Origin of the sequence: Saccharopolyspora elongata, assembly GCF_004348985.1 — a bacterium.
In the GTDB taxonomy this organism is placed as follows: Bacteria; Actinomycetota; Actinomycetes; order Mycobacteriales; family Pseudonocardiaceae; genus Saccharopolyspora; species Saccharopolyspora elongata.
Map to the genome: position 1 here is coordinate 1 of NZ_SMKW01000035.1, position 17,779 is coordinate 17,779.

The window sequence follows — 17,779 nt, forward strand, 5'->3', positions numbered from 1 at the left end:
CCGTGCAGCGAACTCCACCAGCCGCGGACGCATCCGATCGATCTCATCCGGAGTCACCACCGAAGTCAACCACAATCCACAGTAGATGATCACAACGACACGCCAAAACCTAACAAAGCACTACTAGTAGTTGTCTGCAAGCGGCGAAGCCGCTTTCTCTTTTCACCACGTGCGCAACTGGCACCGCCGCGGGTTCTCAGATGTCTCCTCGGGAGGACAGCCCCAGCTGGACATACATGAGTCGGGGATCCCGGACCGAGGGGGCGTCTGAGGTTCCGCTACCGGCACCGCTACGTAAGTCCGGTGCGAACTGTGTTTTGGGTTGCTCCGTGCCAACGCGGGAACAGGTCGTGGTCGATGCCGAACTGGTCGAGGATCTTGCCGGTGATGTGCGCGAGCAGGTCGTCGACGGAGCCGGGCCGGTGGTAGAACGCGGGCATCGGCGGCAGCACCACCGCGCCCGCCTCGGTCGCCGTGACCATGTTGCGCAGGTGCACCAGGCTCAGCGGCGTCTCGCGGGTGACCAGCACCAGCCGGCGGCGCTCCTTCAGGCACACGTCGGCGGCGCGGGTCAGCAGGTCGTCGCTGTAGCCGTGCGCGATGCCGGCCAGCGTCTTCATCGAGCACGGCACCACGACCATGCCCATGGTGGGGAAGGACCCGGAGGCGATGCTGTCGGCGATGTCGCCGCGCTGGTGGCACACGTCTGCCAGTGCGGCGACATCGGCGGGCCGCAGCCCGGTCTCCAGCTCGATGGTGCGGTGCGCGGCGCGCGAGACGACCAGGTGCGTCTCGACCGCGCCGAGCTGCCGCAGGCTGGTGAGCAGGTGGATCGCCAGCTGCGGCGCGCTGGCGCCGGTCACGCCCACGACGAGTCGGTCACGCATGCTTGCCTTCCCGGAGGTGGAACAGGGCGTTGAGCACCACCGCGAGCACCGTTCCGGTGGCCACGCCGCTGTGCAGGAAGACCTGCGCGACGAACGGCAGCTGGTGGTAGAACTCCGGCGCGCCGGTGGGCACCAGGCCGATGCCCAGCGACACCATCACGATGATCAGGTTCCCCGACCGCTTGAAGTCCACTTTGGACAACAGTTCGATGCCGGACACGGTCAGCGCGGCGAAGGTGACCACCGCGACGGCGCCGATCACCGGCTGCGGGATCGCCGCGACCAGCCGGCCGATCGGCTGGATCACGCCCAGCAGCACCAGGATCACGCCGCCCACGGCGACCGGGTACCGGCTGCGCACCTTCGTCAGGGCGATCAGACCGATGTTCTGGCCGAAGGTGGTGTAGGCGAAGCCGCTGAAGATGCCGCTGAGCGCGGTCAGCAGCCCGTCCACCCGCAGCAGCCGGCTGATCTCGGCGGGCCCGACCTCGCGGCCGACCACCTGGCCGACGGCCAGGCCCTGCCCGGACGCCTCCACGGTCAGCACCAGCACGACGATCAGGAACAGCAGGATCGACGGGATGTCGAACTGCAGCGGGCCGTAGTGGAACGGCAGCGGCACGCCGATCACCGGTCCGGCGCCGACCTCGGCCAGGTTCCCGGCCCCGAACAGCCAGCCGACGGCCGCCGCGACGACCAGCGCCAGCAGCAGCGAGATCTGACCCAGCAAGCCCTTCAGGAACCGCGAGAACAGCACCACCAGCAGCACCGTGAACCCGGCGAGCAGGAGGTTGCCCGGCGCGCCGTAGCCGGGCGCGTCCGGATCCTTGCCCGCGATCAGCCGCAGCCCGACGGGGATGAGCGTCAGGCCGATGAGCGTGATGACGGTGCCGGTGACCACGGCGGGGAACAGCCGCAGCAGGCTGCCGAAGAACGGCGCCAGCAGCACCCACAGGATCCCGGCCACCAGCAGCGACCCGTACACCGTCGGCAGTCCCTTGGTCTGGCCGATCAGGATCATCGGCACGATGCCGTTGGAGGCGGCGCCGACGACCAGCGGCATCCGGATGCCGAACTTCCACAGGCCCAGCGACTGCAGGATGGTGCCGATGCCGGCCAGCACCAGGTCGATGCACACGAGCGTGGCGATCTCGTCCTGGCTCAGGCCGAGCGCGGCGCCGATGACCATCGGCACCACGACCACCCCGGCGTACATCACCAGCACGTGCTGCAGGCCCAGCAGGATCGTGTGCCCCCACGGCGGCCGGTCGTCGACCCCCATGTCCGATGTGGACTGCTCCGGTTCGTTGCGCACCATGTCCGACCGTCCTCACCGCGGCCCGGCGGTGGCGGCCGCCGGCGCGTTCCGATTCAGCACCAGGTTGAGCAGGAACGCGGCGATGCCACCGGCCGCGATGCCGCTGGAGAGCACCGGCTGCAGCACGCCGGGCAGGTTCGCGTAGAACTCGGGTGCGCCCACCGGCAGCAGCCCGAAGCCGAAGGAGACGGCGACGATCAGGATGTTGCGCGCCTGGCCGAGATCGGCCTGCGCCATGATCTTCACCCCGATCGCGCCGACGGTGCCGAACATGACGACCCCGACGCCGCCGAGCACCGGCCCGGGCAGCGACGCGACGGCGGCGCCGAGCTTCGGCAGCAGGCCGATCAGCACCAGCAGCGCGCCCGCGGTGGCGACTACGAACCGGCTGAGCACGCGGGTCATGCTGACCAGCCCGACGTTCTCGCCGAAGGTGACGATGGTGAAGGAGTTGAAGACCCCGGCGAACGCGGTGCCCACGCCGTCGGCGCGCAGTGCGCGGGCCAGCTCGTCGCGCCCGATGTCGCGGCCCGCGATCTGCCCGATGGCGATGGTGTCCCCGGTGGACTCCACCATGTTGACCAGCTGGATGATGATCATCGGCAGGATCGCCGCGATGGTGAACTCGGGAAGCCCGAACGCGAACGGCTGCACCGCGCCGAACCACGACGCCTCGCCGACGGCGGAGAAGTCGGCCAGGCCCAGCGGCAGCGCCACCAGCGTGCCGGCGACCAGGGCGATCAGGATCGCGAACCGGGCCACGGCCGCCGGCGCGAACGCCTCAACCAGCACCACCAGCGCGATCGTGCCCAGGGCCATCAGCAGCTTCGTCGCCGAGGCGAAGTCGGCGGCGGCCGGGTCGGTGCCCGCGATCAGCTTCGACGTGGAGGGCAGCAGCGAGAAGCCGATGATCGCGATGATCGTGCCGGTCACGATCGGCGGGAAGAACCGCATCAGGCGGCTGAACCACGGCGCGACCACCCAGGTCAGCAGCCCGGCGACGATGGTCGCGCCGAACACCGCGGGCAGTCCGCAGTCCTTGCCGACCAGGATCGCCGGGGTGATCCCGGTGAACGTCGAGCCCATCACGATCGGCAGCCGCACGCCGATGTTGAACACGCCGAGCGCCTGCAGCAGCGTGGCGAGGCCGCTGACCAGCACGTTGGCCGACACCAGCACGGCGATCTGCTCGGTGGACATGCCGATGCCGAGCCCGATCAGCAGCGGGACGGTGGCCATCCCGGAGTAGGCGACCAGCACGTGCTGCAGGCCCAGCGGCAGCAGCTGGCGCAGCGGGGGAACGGTGTCGACGGCATCGGGCGGGGCGGTGGCGCGAGGTCTGGGGCGGAAGCGCATGGTTCCTCCGTGTTCCGTCAGCGCGATTCGTGGGGGCTCAGCGCAGCAGGCCGGTCATCCCGGCGCGGTGCAGCAGGCGTTCGGCCCGTTCCCGGGCCTGCCGGACGGCGGACTGCTCGTCGACGCGCAGGCAATGCCCGTGCCGCTGGACGATTTCGCCGTCGACGACGGTGGCCACGACGTCGGTGCCGCGGGCCGCGTAGACCAGCGAGCTCACCACGTCGTGCAGCGGTTGCAGGTGCGGCCGGTCGAGATCGACCACGATCAGATCGGCCAGGCGGCCGGGTTCGAGCACCCCGGCGTCGATCCCGGCGTAGCGGGCGCCGTCGCGGGTCGCCAGGTCCAGCGCGTCCTGCGCGCGCATCGCGGCCGGGTCGAGGGTGGCCAGCCGCTGGGCGAAGATGGACTGCTTCATCACCTCGAACAGGTCTTGCCGATGCCCGCAGCTCGGCCCGTCGGTGCCCAGCGCGACGGCGACCCCGCGGGCCCGCAGCTCGGCCAGCGGCAGGGTGCCGGACGCCAGGTAGGCGTTGGACGTGGGGTTGTGCGCGATGCGCGCGCCGGCGGCGGCGACCGCGTCGAATTCGGCTTCGTCGAGCCAGATCGCGTGCGCCAGCGTGGCGCGCTTGTCGAGCAGCCCGGCCTTCGCCAGCCACTGCACCGGACGCGCCTGGTAGGCGTCCAGGTAGCTCTGCGGATCGGATCTGCCTTCGCAGCAGTGCGCGTGCCAGCTGGTGCCGAGCTCGCCGGCGAGCTCGACGCTGCGCCGGACCAGGTCCTGGTCGACGTAGGTGAGGTTGAGCGGCGCGGGCCAGATCTCGACCCGTGATCCCGCCGGCCGGTGCTGCATTGCCTCGCGGGTGATGGCGATCTCGTCGGCCGCGGAGTACCGGAACAGGGCCTCGGGCTGGCCGCGCCGCGCGGCTATCTCGGTGCGGGGACCGACGATTCCGCGCGCCACCGCGCCCCGCAGCCCGGCCTGCTCGATGACGTCGGCGATGGCGAGGGTGGTCGCCAGGTCGGTGGGCGCGTAGTGGTTGTCCACCACCGTCGTCGTCCCGTGCCGCAGCGCTTCGGCCGCCGCGAGGCGGGCCGCGGCCACCGCGTCGTCGCTGTCGACCGCGATGGAGTACGGCCACATGAAGTCGCACAGCCACGGCACGATCGACATGCCCTCGCCCAAACCCCTTGCCAGCGCTTGGTAAAGGTGGTTGTGCCCGTCGACGAGGCCGGGCAGCACGGCCTGACCGGTGCAGTCGAGCACCGTTTCGGCCCGCCAGGACGCCATTTCGGACTGCGGACCGACCGCCGCGATCCGGTTGCCGGTCACGGCGACGGCGCCGGGGCGGTGGATGGTGCGGTGGTCGTCGACGGTCAGCACCGTCGCCCCGGTGAGCAGCAGGTCGCAGTGCTTCTCGTTGGTCGGAGGCATGCCGCCTCGCTTCCTGGGCGGTGCGCGACCGCCCCCATCCTGAGGAGGGATTCGCCGAACGGTTGGCCCACGACGAGGAGGTCAGGGAGGTCACCGGCGCTGGCGCGAACGGTGATGCCGTCAGGCTGGAGGCCCGTTCGCGGATAACATGTAAATCAAGGTGCATGTGTCATGTCAACCCTTCCAGGCGACCCTGTTGGTTGGCCGACTGCACCTTTAAGCGCTCGAAACTCGGGTTTCGGGGAAATTACATGCAACTTGTTGACACGGTGCCGAGACCGGTGTTGCACTCGAACGCGCCGCTGTCGAAGTGCGGCGACCCGTAGGTGCGGTGAATCGCGGCCGGGGTGCGACCGATCATTACAGGAGAGATCCGTTGATCATCGACACGCACGTGCACCCGACGAACCTGGTAGACGAGGCCTGGCGGCACACCGGTGAGCCGTTCACCGGCGAGCGGACCCTGAAGATGATGGACGGTCCGATGTGGATCAACGGCAAGCCGCGCCGGGTCGACATCAGCTGCATCATGCCGCCGCCGGGCAACACCGCCTGGCGGGAGGGCAACCGGGGCGGCCGCGAGGGCATCCGCGACTACCAGGCGTACGTGACCGAGCTGGTGCAGCGCTATCCGGACCGCTTCATCGGCAACTTCATCTACAACCCGCGGTTCGGGCCGGAGAACGGCGCCAAGGAGCTGGAGTTCCACATCAAGGAGCACGGCTACCGGATGCTCAAGCTGCACGCCAACATGCACGCCTACCGGCCGGACCGGGCGCTGGACTGGCTGCGGCCGGTGATGCGGGTCTGCGACCGGCTCGGCGTGATCGTGCTGATCCACACCGGCGACGGCCCGTACTCCATCCCGACGCAGTTCTACCCGATCATCCGGGAGTTCCCGGGCGTCACGTTCATCCTCGGCCACTTCGGCATCCAGACCGGCGGCGTGTACTGCTTCGAGGCGTTCTGGATGATCCAGGACTCGCACAACGTCATCGGCGAGTCCGGCTGGCTGCTGCAGTCGCGGATCGTGGAGTTCGCCAAGGAGATGAAGAAGACCAAGATGGTCTACGGCACCGACTCGCCGCCGAACGAGCCCGGCATGTGGGCGCGCGAGCTGGAGGTGCTGTGCCACGAACCGCCGCAGGGCCTGAACCTCTCCGAGGACGACCTGGAGGGCTACCTCGGCAACAACATGGCCAAGCTGCTCGGCCTGCAGCCGACCCCGCCGCCGAAGGACAAGGCGCAAGCGGAGGCCTACCTGCGGGGAGAGGTGACGCAGGCGTCGGCGACGAACTCCCACGCCGAGGCCTACGCGGGCTACACCCCGGACTCCTGGCTGGAAGAAGGCGAACTCGACCCGGCCAGCTGACGCCCGGCGGCGGTGGCGCGAAGCGAACGGCCTGTTCGCCTCGTCTAGCGAGGTGAACGGTCCGTTCGCTTCGTTGCTCGGAGCGGGGGCCGGTGCCGGTGGGTTGGGGTGAACGGCCTGTTCGCCTCGTCTAGCGAGGTGAACGGTCCGTTCGCGCCGGCTCAGGAGCTGGGGCGGAGGCGGCGGGGGGCCGCTTCGCGGGCCGTGGCCTGGCCGAGGCGGACCCGCAGCCGGGAGATGTGCCGGCGGGCGGCCGCCTCGGCCATCTCCGGGTCGCCGCTGGCCATCGCGTCCACCACCGCCCGGTGCTCGTCCAGCGCGAGCCGGGGGGCTTCCGCGCCGCGCCACAGCGAGTGCAGCGCGAAGTGCGAGCGGCCGGCGATCGGTTCCAGCGCCGCCAGCAGGTGCGGGTTCCCGGCGAATTCCCGGACCGCCCGGTGGAAGCGCATGTCCAGCTCGATCTGCGCGGCGTTGTCCGCGTCGGCGGCCAGCGCCGCCTCGTGCTCGGCGAGGATCCCGCGCAGCTGCGCCAGCCCGTCGCCGTCGAGGTGCTCGGTGGCCAGCCGCGCCGCGAGGCCCTCCAGCTGCTCGCGCACCACGTAGAGCTGGCGCAGGTCGTCGATGTCCACCCGGCTGACCTCGGCGCCCCGGTGCGGGGCGTGGGTGGCCAGGCCGTCGTGGATCAGCCGCTGCACGGCCTCGCGGACCGGGCTGCGGCTGACGTCGAGCTGGCGGGCCAGCTCCGGCACGCTCAGCGAGGTGCCGGGCGGCAGCGTGTTGTCCAGGATGGCTTTCTTCAGCGCGGCGTACGTGCGGTCGGCCAGCAGGCCTTCGCCGGTCAGCGGCGCGAGACGGGGTGCCGGGGGCATCGCGGGAACCTCACTCGATAAGCGGGACGGCTCGATATTACATGCAATCTCCCGGTCCGTTCGCCCCGGACGCCCGGTCGGCGCGGCGCGGCGGGCCGACCGGCCGCTCTTGACAGCGTGCGATCGGCTGGGTTCACTCTGTGCGGCCAAGGGTTTTCGGCCGTGCGAGCACGAAAACCCTTGCGGAACAAGGCCGGGTACGAGTCCCGACATGCCGTGGCGGCACACCAGCTGTGCGATGCCGGTGTCACCTGAGCCCCTGGAGGCGGCATGCGCGACAAGTCACTGCACCGACCGGACACCCGGGCCGCGGCCGGCGACGTGCGAACCCCGCACCCCAGCGCCGAGACGGAACGCGCCGCCGGGATCGGCCGGAGCACGCCGCGGCCGGACGGCGCGCTGAAGGTGACCGGCCAGTTCGCCTACTCCTCGGACCTGTGGGTGTCGGGCATGGTGTGGGCGACGACGCTGCGCAGCCCGCACGCCTCGGCCCGCATCCGGTCCATCGACGCGCGGAAGGCCCTGGCGCTGGACGGGGTGCACGCGGTGCTCACCCACGAGGACGTGCCGGGCGCGAAGACCTACGGGATGAAGGTGGCAGACCAGCCGGTGCTGGCCATCGACGAGGTCCGCTACCAGGGCGAGCCGGTCGCGTTGATCGCCGCCGACGATCCGGAGACGGCGCGGCGGGCGGCGAAGCTGGTGCAGGTCGACTACGAGCTCCTGGAGCCGGTGACCGACCCGGAGCGCGCGCTGGACGGCACCGCGCGCGACGTGCACCCGGGCGGAAACCTGGTCCGGCACGTCAAGATCCGCCACGGCGATCTCGCGGCCGCGCGCGAACGGGCCGACGTGGTGGTGACCGGCGAGTACGAGGTCGGCATGCAGGACCAGGCATTCCTCGGCCCGGAGTCGGGCCTGGCGCTGCCCGCCGAGGACGGCGGCGTCGAGCTGTACGTGTCGTCGCAGTGGCTGCACAAGGACCTGGAACAGATCGCGCCGTGCCTGGGGCTGCCCGCCGACAAGGTCCGCCTCACGCTGGCCGGGGTCGGCGGCGCGTTCGGCGGCCGCGAGGACCTTTCCGTGCACGTGCACGCCTGCATGCTCGCGATGCGGCTGGGCAGGCCGGTGAAGATGGTCTACAACCGCGAGGAGTCGTTCTTCGGCCACGTGCACCGCCACCCGGCGAAGATGCACTACGAGCACGGCGCCACGCGGGACGGGAAGCTGCTCTACGTCAAGGCGAAGCTCGTCATGGACGGCGGCGCGTACACCTCCACCTCGCCGGTCGTGATCGCCAACGCCTGCTACTTCGTCACCGGCGCCTACGAGGTCCCGCACGCCGAGATCGACGGTTTCGCGGTGTTCAGCAACAACCCGCCCTGCGGCGCGATGCGCGGCTTCGGCGCGGTCCAGTCCGCCTACGGCTGCGAGTCCAACATGGACAAGCTCGCCCGCGAGCTGGGCATGGACCCGCTGGAACTCCGGCTGCGCAACGCGATGACCACCGGCACCGTGCTGCCGACCGGGCAGGCCGTGGACGGCCCGGCGCCGGTCGCCGAACTGCTCGCCGACCTGCGGAACCGGCCGCTACCGCCCGCCGGGGCGGACCTGCTGCCGGGCGGGCTGTCCAACACCACCCGCGGCGAGGGCGTCCGCAGGGGAGTCGGCTACGCGGTCGGCGTCAAGGCGATCGGCTACTCCGGCGGCGTGGACGACATCTCGACGGCGCGGGTGGAGCTGTCGGTCACCGCGGGCCGGCCCTCGGTGTCGGTGCACACCGCGGCGGCCGAGTGCGGGCAGGGCATCACCACGGTGCAGTCCCAGATCGCCGCCACCGAACTGGGCGTCTCGCGGGTGGTGGTGCTGCCCGCGGACACCAGGATCGGCGACGCTGGCTCGGCCTCGGCGTCCCGGTTGACCTGGATGTCCAGCGGTGCGGTGCAGGGCGCCTGCCGCGAGCTCGCGCGAGAGCTGCGGCGCCGTGCGGCCGATCGCACCGGCAGGCCGGCGGAATCCCTGGCGTTGCTGGACGACCACGTGGTCGACCCCGGCGGCTCGCCGCTGGTGTCCATTTCGGACATCGTCGGGGACGACGTGCTGGAGCGGGTCTTCGAGTACCACCACCGCAAGACCGAGACCATCGACCCCGAAACCGGCCAGGGCGACGCCCACATCGCCTTCGCGTTCGCCGCGCACCGCGCCGTGGTGGACGTCGACGTCGAGCTCGGCCTGGTCAAGGTGGTGGAGCTGGCCACCGCGCAGGACGTCGGCAAGGCGATGAACCCGCTGTCCGTCGAGGGGCAGATCGAGGGGGGCAGCGCGCAGGGCCTCGGCTTGGCGCTGATGGAGGAGATCGTGCTCGACGAGCAGGGCAGGGTGCGCAACCCGTCGTTCACCGACTACCTGATCCCGACCATCCTGGACGTGCCGCCGATGCCGATCTCGGTGTTCGAGTTCCCGCACCCGGATTCGCCGTACGGCCTCAACGGCGTCGGCGAGCCGCCCACCCTGTCGTCGACCCCGGCGATCGTCAACGCCCTGCGCGACGCGACCGGCCTCGCCCTCGGCCGGGTCCCGGTGCGCCCGGACGACATCGCGCTGGCTGCCCAACCCTCGTGAGCGATGGTGCCGGTTCTTACCGGAACGAGCACTCACGAACCGGTCGGGGCCCGCCCGGGTCCGGGCGCCCCGGCGAAGGCCTGCGCGATCGTCAGCCACCGGCGCGCGTCGTTGCCGACGGCGGTGATCGCCAGGTCGTCGCGGTGCCTGCGCTGCGTGACCAGCAGGCAGAAGTCCAGCGCCGGGCCGCTGACCCGGTCGGCGGCGTTCTCCGGTCCCCAAGCCCATTCCTCGCCGTCCGGGGCGCGGAGTTCCACGCGCAGCGGCACGTCCGGGACGGGCAATTCGTTGGCGGCGAAGGAAAAACCGAAGGTGCGCACGCCCAGGTGCGCGATGTGGCGCAGCCGGGCGGTGGGCTCGCGCTGGACGCCGAGGGCATCGGCCACGTCCTGGCCGTGCGCCCAGGTCTCCATGATCCGCGCGGTCGCCATCGACGCGGGCTTCATCGGCGGCCCGTACCAGACCAGGCGGCCGTCGGCCGGCGCCGCGGCCAGCGCGGCCTGCAGCCGCTCGCGGCCCGCGCGCCAGCGCGCGAGCAGCTCGCCGGGCTCGGCGCGGGCGCCTTCGGCGGCTCCGGCGTCGACCCCGATGTCCTCGGATTCCCGGCGCTGCCGGAGGAACTCGTCGGGATCGTCGATGGCCAGGTTGGCCCGGTCGTCGGTCCAGGCCAGGTGCGCGATCTGGTGGGCGATGGTCCAGCCCGGCGCGGGCGTGGACGTCGCCCACCCCGCCGCGTCCAGGCCCGCGACGAGCGAATCCAGGTCGGCGCTCTCGGCGCGCAGATCGGCCAGCACTTCGGTGAGCATGCTCGTCCTTCAGGCGTGGAACACCGGCACAGTCTCGCCGTCGGCGTGCCGCTCGAAGCCGACTTCGAGGGCGATGCCTTCGGCGAGGTCCTCGGGCGCGACGCCGAGGATCCGCGCGTGCAGCCAGGGGCCCTCGGCGAGTTCGACGATACCGGCGACGACGTGGCCACCGTCCGGGACGGGGACCACGGTCCAGGTCACCAGGGTGGCCCGGCCGCTCGCCGGTACCCACGCGAGTTCGGTGGAGCCGCAGGCCGGGCACTGCGGCACGTTCGGCGCGATGAGCGGCGAGCACCGCGGGCAGCGCCGGACGAGCAGTTCGCCGCGGGCGGTGCCGTCGAAGAACTCGGCGGACGCCTCGTTGCGGGCAACGGAGATCACGGGTCCTCCCGGGTCAGCTGGGGGCGTTCGGGCTGAGCACGGTCGTGGAGTGGTGCGCCAGGATGCCGCCGTTGCCGCTGACCATGACCACGTCGTTGCGCGGCGCCTGCCGTTCGCCGCCGTGGCCGCGGGCCTGGATCACCGCCTCGGACAGCGGCGTCATGCCCCACATGTAATAGGCGGACAGCTGGCCGCCGCCGGTGTTGACCGGCAGCGTCCCGCCGGGCGCCAGCGCGCCGGAGGCGACGAACTCGCCGCCCTCGCCCTTGGCGCAGAAACCGTAGTCCTCCAACGTGATCAGCACGGTGAAGGTGTAGCAGTCGTACAGTTCGAGGACGTCGACGTCGGCGATGGACGCACCGGCCATCTTCAGCGCGGCCGGGCCGGCCTGCGCCGCGCCGCTGCGCAAGCCGAACTCGCTGCCGCGCGCGGCCGGGTAGTTGGGGTGCGACTGCGCGAAGCCGAGCACGTGCACCGGCGGTTGCCGCAGGTCGGCGGCGCGGTCGGCGGAGGTCACGAGGATCGCGATGCCGCCGTTGCTGACCAGGCAGCAGTCCAGCAGCCGCAGCGGATCGGCGATCATCCGCGATTCCTGGTGGTCGGCGAGCGTGATCGGTTCCCGCATCTGCGCCAGCGGGTTCCGTGCGGCCCACGCCCGCTGTGCCACGGCGATCGCGCCGAGCTGCTCGGAGGTGGTGCCGTAGGCGTTGATGTGCCGCCGGGCGGCCTGCGCGTACATGGCGTTCACGCTGGTCAGTCCGCTGGCGCCGAGCAGGCCTTCGAAGCCGGTGGCCTTGCGCCGCCCGGTGTAGGCCGCGGCGCTGCCCTTGTCGGGCAGGCGGGGCGCGTCGGCGAACACGCACACCACGTTGTCGGCCATGCCGGCCTGCACGGCCATCGAGGCGTAGGCGAGCATCGAGCCGGCGGACGAGCCGAACGCCTGCATCTCGGTCAGCAGCCGGAGGTCGCGGACCTGGAGTTCCTGCTGCAGCGTCCAGATGTCGACGCCGCCGGAGACCCCGGAGTTGGCCAGGATTCCGTCCACATCGGACAGTTGGAGGCCGGCGTCGGCGACCGCGAGGCGGACGGCGTCGGCGGCGAACTGCCCCGCGGTGCGGCCGTAGACCTTGCCCAGTTCGGTCATGCCCAGGCCGGCGATCACCGGTCGGCGTCCTGCGGAGCCCGTCAACGCTGCCTCCTCTGCGCGGCGCCCGGATCATTTCGGACCGCTTCGGTCCAAAATCACCCGGCCATGATGACCCGCCCCGCCCCGGCCGCGCAAGGCACCGGCAGCCGGTGATCGGCGATGCGTCGTTCGGCGGTGCTGGCCGCGGCGCCGCGACCGTACGATCTCCGGCCTGGGGGTGGGGGACCGCTGGGGGGAACATGGCCGAAAAGCCGGAGTACGACGCGTTCCTGTCCTACAGCCACGCCCTGGACCAGCGGCTGGCGCCCGCGGTGCAGAACGAGCTGCAGAGCTTCGCCAAGCCCTGGTACCGGCGCCGTTCCCTGCGGATCTTCCGCGACCGGACGAACCTCGCGGCGGACCCGGGCCTGTGGGCGTCCATCGAGCAGGCGTTGCGGGCCAGCCGCTGGTTCATCCTGCTCGCCTCCCCGGAAGCCGCTCGGTCGCAGTGGGTGGCCCGGGAAGTCGAGTTCTGGTTGCGGGAGAAGTCCGCCGACACGCTGCTGATCGTGCTCGCCGGCGGCGAACTGGTGTGGGGCGGCGACGACATCGACTGGTCGCGCACGGACGCCCTACCGGAGGTGCTGCGCGGCGCGTTCCACGCGGAGCCGAGGTGGGTGGACCTGAGCTGGCTCAGCGATGCCGAGCAGGTCGATCGCGCGAATCCGCGGTTCCGCGAGTGCGTCGCAGACCTGGCCGCCCCGTTGCGCGACATGTCCAAGGACGAGCTGATCGGTGAGCACATCCAGCACCACCGGCGGAATCTGCGCACGGCGTGGGGTGCGGTGTCGGCGTTGGCAATGCTGCTGGTCGTCGCGCTGGTGGCCACGGCGATCGCGGTGAACCAGGGCAACCTGGCCCGGGAGCGGGCGGATGTGGCGATGACGCGGCTGCTCGCCTCGGCGGCGCGGGAGAACCTGAGCACCCGCCTCGACCTCAGCCAGCTGCTGGCGGTCGAGGCATACCGGATGCGCCCCGGCCCGGAAACGAGCTCCGCGCTGCTGGAGGCCGTCACCGCAACACCTCAGCTGGTCGGCTACCACCCCGCCGGCAGCGAGGTCACCGCGCTTTCCAGCACCGGCGACGTGCTGGTGGCCGGCACGAAGAGCGGCCGGATCCTGCGCTGGGACCTGGCGGGCGAGCCCCGCCGGGCCGAAGACGTGACCGTGGCGGTACCGGCCCCGTTCGCCGTCGAAGCGAGCGCGGACGGCACCCGGCTGGCGGCCACGGACGGCAACGCGACGGTGGTGGTCGAGCCGAGCAGCGGTCGGCAGGTGCGGGTCGAGGCCCGGGGGACCGTCGACCAGATCGCGCTGTCGGCAGATGGCCGCCTGCTCGCGTTGACGGAGGATGCGGGCTACATCGTGCTCCACGACGCGGCGACCGGTGCCGAACTGAGGCGGGCGCCGACCCCGTGGGAAATCGTGGCCCCGGACAAGATCGCGTTCCTCGACGATCAGCGGTTGATGCTCGGGACCGTGACCGGTTCCACCGCCTACCTGGCCCTGCCGGACCTGCGGGTGCTGGCGGAGGTCGGGGCGCGATCGCCGCAGAACCGCTTCTTCAGCGCGTATTCGCCGAACGGCGACTTCTTCGGCTTCGCGGCCAACGACCCGGTCGTCGGCGGCTTCGTCTTCGAAGGCATGCCCGCCGACGAGCGGACCGGCACCCCGCCGAAGCCGCAACGGCGCCAGGAGTTCTCGCCCCGGACCTATCCCGAGGTGCTGGCGGTCGCCGCAGGCGGTTCGGGGTTCGCGGTGGCGGTCTCCGGGCTGCTGCAGGTCTTCGGCGACCGGATGCCGGAGGGGTCCCTGGAAGTGCCGGGCAACAGCCAGCTCAACCGGCTGAGCTTCAGCGGCGACGGCCGCTACCTGGCGGGATCCACCGGGGATTCGGTGGTGCTGTGGGACTTGGACCAGACCGACCGGCTCGCGGAGCGGATCGCTACGGACGAGCCGGACGAGTACAGCTTCATCGGAAAGCCGGACCTGGCGGTCGATCCGAGCGGCGAGAACGCCTTGGTGCTGCCGAAGCTGGGTGCCGAGCACCTGCGCCGGGTGGGTTTGCGCGACGGCTCGGACGAGAAGGAGTTCGCCGCGTTCGATGCGCAGCGGGCGATCTGGGTCCGGTCGGGGGAAAGCGTGCTGATGGCGAGCACCGATGGCACCGCCCGGCTCATCTCGGCCGCCGACCCGGCGGACGTCCAGGCGACCTGGGATTCGCCCGGTGGCGTCGACATGAGCGGCTCGCCGGAGCCGGCGTTGATCATGCGGGAGGTGCGGGGCGACCGGGTGGTCGTGGTGGACCAGGACGGCCGGGTGGTGGTCCGGTCCTTGCCCGATGGCGAGGTGCTGCAGGACCTCCGCGGGCCGTGGCCGCAATGGCTCAGCGGCGAAGGGGATGTCGCCAGCGCGATGGCGATATCGCCGAGTGGTGAGCACGTCGCGCTGATCGACCGGAACGTGCTGGTGGTGATCGACCTGCGCGCCGCGCGAGCGGTGCTCGTCTCCCCGGGCGGTGGCGACGACGTGGAGTTCACGCCGGCCGGCGAACTGCTGGTGCAGCGCAGTTACGGGCAGGTCGAGGTGTGGAACGTGCCGCAGGGCAGCCAGGCCCGCACCTTGGAGGCCTCGGACCTGCTCGAAGACAGCATGGCCGTCTCCGCCGACGGCAGGTACGCCGCAGGTGTGCGCGGTGACGGTCTGCTCGTGCTGCTGGACCTCGCGTCCGGTGGGCGGATCGGGCAGTTCTCCTTGCCGCAACCCGCCTCGGGAATCACCGGCGCCGTGGGGCGTAGCACTACGATCGCCTTCACCCCCGACTCCCGCGAGCTGCTCAGCCTCACCTCTGGTGGTGAGCTGCTGCGCTGGCCGCTGGACCCGCGGGCTTGGGCCCAGCGCGCCTGCGCGGCGGTCGGCCGTGACCTGGCACCGCAGGAGTGGCGCCAGGTCACGGGCACCGAGCCGCCCGCCGATCTGCGCTGCATGCGCTGACCGGCGCGGCGCTCACCACCGGCCCGCAGCCACCGGCTCGGGCGCCGGAGCCCCGGCCGGCGCGAGCAGACCGCGGCGGGCCAGCTCCGGGTGCACCCCTTCGCCGAACCAGTACGCCTCTTCCAGGTGCGGGTAGCCGGAGAGCACGAACTCCTCGATGCCCACCGCGTGGTACTCCTCGATCAGGTCCGCGACCTCGGCGTGGCTGCCGACGAACGCGGTGCCCGCGCCGCCGCGCAGCAGCCCCACGCCCGCCCACAGTCCCGGGTGGATCTCCAGCTCCCGCGCGTCGGCGCGCAGCACGCCGCCGTGCAGGGCGGCCATGTTGCGCTGGCCGGTGGATTCGGTGGCCGCGAACTTCGCCTGGGAGGCGGCCACGTCGGCGGGGTCCATCTGGTCGACGAACTTCTGCGCGGTGGCCCAGGCCTCGGCGCTGGTGTCCCGGGTGATGATGTGCGCGCGGATGCCGAAGCGCAGGGTGCGGCCCTCCTCGGCGGCGAGCTCGCGCAGCCGCTGCACCTTCTGCGCCACCGCGCCCGGCGGCTCGCCCCAGGTCAGGTGCACGTCCGCGCGGCGCGCGGCCACCGGCAGGGCGGCGTCGGAGGAGCCGCCGAAGTACAGCGGCGGCTGCGGGTCCGGCTTCTCGAACGCGACGGCGCCGCGGATCTGGTAGTGCTCGCCGTCGAAGTCGAACGGCTCACCTGCGAAGATGCCGCGCAGCACGGCGAGGAACTCGTCGGTGCGCGCGTACCGCTGGTCGTGGTCCAGCCAGTCGCCGAAGCGCTGCTGCTCGACGGATTCGCCGCCGGTGACGATGTTCAGCAGCAGCCGTCCGCCGGAGACCCGCTGGTAGGTGGCGGCGAGCTGGGCGGCCAGGGTCGGGGTCAGCGCGCCGGGCCGGAACGCGACCAGGAACTTGATGCGCCGGGTGTGGGCGAGCAGCGCCGCGGTGGTGACCCAGGCGTCCTGGCACCAGCTGCCGGTGGGGGTGAGCATCCCGGTGAATCCGAGGTGCTCGGCGGCCTGCGCGACCTGCGCCAGGTAGTCGATGTCCGGCTGGCGCGGCGTGTCGGCGCCGGTCGGGGTGACGTGCGGGCGGTCCACGATGGACCGACCGTCGCCGTGGGTGGGCAGGAACCAGTGCGTGGTGACGCTCATGCGTTGTTCTCCCGGTGGTTTCTTCTTTGTTCTTGAAGCGCCGAAGGCGCTTAGCCCACCTACGACGCTTGCACCGCCGCGGGTTCTCAGACGTCGCCTGGCGAGGACAGCCCCGATGCCGCGTATTGGTCATACGTAAGTCGGGGCTCCCACAGTCCAGACGGCGTCTGAGGTTCCGCCACCTGCACCGCCACGCAAGACGAGTCCGGAGAAAGGTCAGGCGGCGAAGCGGGTGTCGACGAATTCGGCGAACTTGAAGCGGCGCGGGATCTCCTTGGCCGTCACGAACGCGTCCGCGAGTTCCTGTTCCGAGCGGATCACCGCGTCGTCCAGCGCGACCGGCACGTCCGGCCCCAGTTCGGTGGCGCGCCGTGTCACCTCGATCGGCAGCCCGGTGTCCGCGGACCAGGCCTGCGCGCGCTGCTCGCGGTTGCCGTCGGCGAAGCGCTGCGCCTTGGCCAGCCGCACCAGGTAGTCGGCGATGGCGGTGTTGCGTCCCGCATCGGCCAGCGCGGCCGGGCCGGCGACCTGGAAGCTCAGGCCGTTGGCGGTGCCCTGCCCGTCGGCGATCGTCCTGGCGCCCGATTCCAGCTGGATCTGCGAGTAGTACGGGTCCCAGATCGCCCACGCGTCCACGGAGCCCTGCTTGAACGCGCCGAGCGCGTCGGAGGGCTGCAGGAACACCAGCTCGACGTCGTCGGGCGTGAGCCCGGCCGCGCGCAGCGTCAGGAGGATCTGGCCGTGCGCCGAACTGCCCTTGGCGACCGCGATCTTGCGGCCCCGGAGCTGATCGCGGCCCCGCAGCGGCGAGTCCGGCAGCACCACCAGGGCATCGCTCGCGACGTTGCCCTTCGACGCGGCGATGATCTTGATCTTCGCCCCGGCCGCGGCGGCGAACAGCGGCGGAGTGTTGCCGACGCCGCCGAGGTCGATGGCGTCCGCGGACACGGCTTCCAGCAGCGGCGGGCCGGACGGGAAGGTCGCCCACTGCACGGTGTACGGGAAGTCGTCCAGGCCGGCCGACCGCAGCAGGGAACGGGAATTGCCCTTCTGGTCGCCGACGCGCAGGGTCACCCGCGCCAGCTGCCCGGCGTCGACCGGCGCGGGCACCGGCGCCTGGGCCGGGTCGCCGCGGCCGCTCGCGCAGGCGCTGAGCAGCCCGGCGGAGGTGGCGGAAAGAGCAAGGACAGCAAGGAATTCACGACGACGCACGGTCGATTGCTCCATCGTTGCGGGGGAAGTGGCACGCCTGCGGGCAGCGCGAAGCGGCCCGGGAAGGGCGGGGATCAGCGCGAAGAGGTCAGCAGGGACGACATGCGGAACTGGCCTGCCGTCGCAGATCGACGTGCAGGCGCCAGGTCAACGCGAAGCGTCCGGACACGATCACGATGCTGTCAGC

13 protein-coding genes are annotated in these 17,779 nt (G+C 71.6%); 3 read left to right on the forward strand and 10 right to left on the reverse strand.

Features of this window, described 5'->3' with window-relative positions; all coding sequences use genetic code 11:
- Positions 1 to 290 precede the first annotated feature (290 nt).
- From E1288_RS24560 to E1288_RS24575, 4 genes are read right to left on the reverse strand one after another with little or no spacing between them, the layout of a single operon-like run.
- On the reverse strand, positions 291 to 887 hold the full coding sequence (locus E1288_RS24560; protein ID WP_132488915.1) for a UbiX family flavin prenyltransferase: 597 nt from the start codon (positions 885 to 887) through the stop codon (positions 291 to 293).
- A complete protein-coding gene (locus E1288_RS24565; RefSeq protein WP_132488917.1) occupies positions 880 to 2,205 on the reverse strand; it encodes a nucleobase:cation symporter-2 family protein in 1,326 nt (441 codons plus the stop codon). Before E1288_RS24565 ends, E1288_RS24560 begins: the two co-directional genes overlap by 8 nt.
- 12 nt (positions 2,206 to 2,217) lie before the next feature.
- The gene (locus tag E1288_RS24570) at positions 2,218 to 3,561 is read right to left on the reverse strand and encodes a nucleobase:cation symporter-2 family protein (RefSeq protein WP_165968236.1); all 1,344 of its coding nucleotides are present in this window, start codon (positions 3,559 to 3,561) and stop codon (positions 2,218 to 2,220) included.
- Positions 3,562 to 3,598: 37 nt separating this feature from the next.
- Positions 3,599 to 4,993: an amidohydrolase family protein gene (locus tag E1288_RS24575; RefSeq protein WP_132488919.1), complete on the reverse strand. Its 1,395-nt coding sequence runs from the start codon at positions 4,991 to 4,993 to the stop codon at positions 3,599 to 3,601.
- 376 nt (positions 4,994 to 5,369) lie between these two features.
- Here E1288_RS24575 and E1288_RS24580 point away from each other — a divergent pair, with 376 nt between their 5' ends.
- Entirely contained in the window at positions 5,370 to 6,365 is a 996-nt protein-coding gene (locus tag E1288_RS24580) for an amidohydrolase family protein (protein WP_132488921.1), read from the forward strand.
- A gap of 161 nt (positions 6,366 to 6,526) precedes the next feature.
- On the opposite strand, the gene E1288_RS24585 is transcribed toward E1288_RS24580, so the two are convergent.
- Positions 6,527 to 7,234 carry a GntR family transcriptional regulator gene (locus E1288_RS24585; protein ID WP_165968237.1) on the reverse strand — a complete coding sequence of 236 codons (708 nt, stop codon included), beginning with the start codon at positions 7,232 to 7,234 and terminating at the stop codon, positions 6,527 to 6,529.
- Between the two features lie 270 nt (positions 7,235 to 7,504).
- On the opposite strand from E1288_RS24585, the gene pucD reads away from it, so the two are divergent.
- Positions 7,505 to 9,856, forward strand: coding sequence for a xanthine dehydrogenase subunit D (gene pucD, locus E1288_RS24590; protein ID WP_132488925.1), 2,352 nt, complete (start codon positions 7,505 to 7,507; stop codon positions 9,854 to 9,856).
- Positions 9,857 to 9,888: 32 nt separating this feature from the next.
- Here the strand turns inward: pucD and E1288_RS24595 are convergent, their stop codons facing one another.
- Genes E1288_RS24595 through E1288_RS24605 form a run of 3 tightly spaced genes read right to left on the reverse strand, consistent with a single transcriptional unit; the run spans position 9,889 to position 12,232 of the window.
- On the reverse strand, positions 9,889 to 10,662 hold the full coding sequence (locus E1288_RS24595; RefSeq protein ID WP_132488927.1) for a TIGR03084 family metal-binding protein: 774 nt from the start codon (positions 10,660 to 10,662) through the stop codon (positions 9,889 to 9,891).
- Between the two features lie 9 nt (positions 10,663 to 10,671).
- Positions 10,672 to 11,043: a Zn-ribbon domain-containing OB-fold protein gene (locus tag E1288_RS24600; RefSeq protein ID WP_132488929.1), complete on the reverse strand. Its 372-nt coding sequence runs from the start codon at positions 11,041 to 11,043 to the stop codon at positions 10,672 to 10,674.
- A 13-nt stretch (positions 11,044 to 11,056) separates the two neighbouring features.
- The gene (locus E1288_RS24605) at positions 11,057 to 12,232 is read right to left on the reverse strand and encodes a thiolase family protein (protein ID WP_328592483.1); all 1,176 of its coding nucleotides are present in this window, start codon (positions 12,230 to 12,232) and stop codon (positions 11,057 to 11,059) included.
- 197 nt (positions 12,233 to 12,429) lie between these two features.
- Between E1288_RS24605 and E1288_RS24610 the strand changes: the two genes are divergently transcribed.
- The gene (locus tag E1288_RS24610; protein ID WP_132488931.1) at positions 12,430 to 15,222 is read left to right on the forward strand and encodes a TIR domain-containing protein; all 2,793 of its coding nucleotides are present in this window, start codon (positions 12,430 to 12,432) and stop codon (positions 15,220 to 15,222) included.
- Between the two features lie 12 nt (positions 15,223 to 15,234).
- On the opposite strand, the gene E1288_RS24615 is transcribed toward E1288_RS24610, so the two are convergent.
- Positions 15,235 to 16,380 carry an LLM class flavin-dependent oxidoreductase gene (locus E1288_RS24615; protein ID WP_132488933.1) on the reverse strand — a complete coding sequence of 382 codons (1,146 nt, stop codon included), beginning with the start codon at positions 16,378 to 16,380 and terminating at the stop codon, positions 15,235 to 15,237.
- A gap of 216 nt (positions 16,381 to 16,596) precedes the next feature.
- Positions 16,597 to 17,592 carry an ABC transporter substrate-binding protein gene (locus E1288_RS24620; protein ID WP_235883781.1) on the reverse strand — a complete coding sequence of 332 codons (996 nt, stop codon included), beginning with the start codon at positions 17,590 to 17,592 and terminating at the stop codon, positions 16,597 to 16,599.
- Between the last annotated feature and the right edge of the window lie 187 nt (positions 17,593 to 17,779).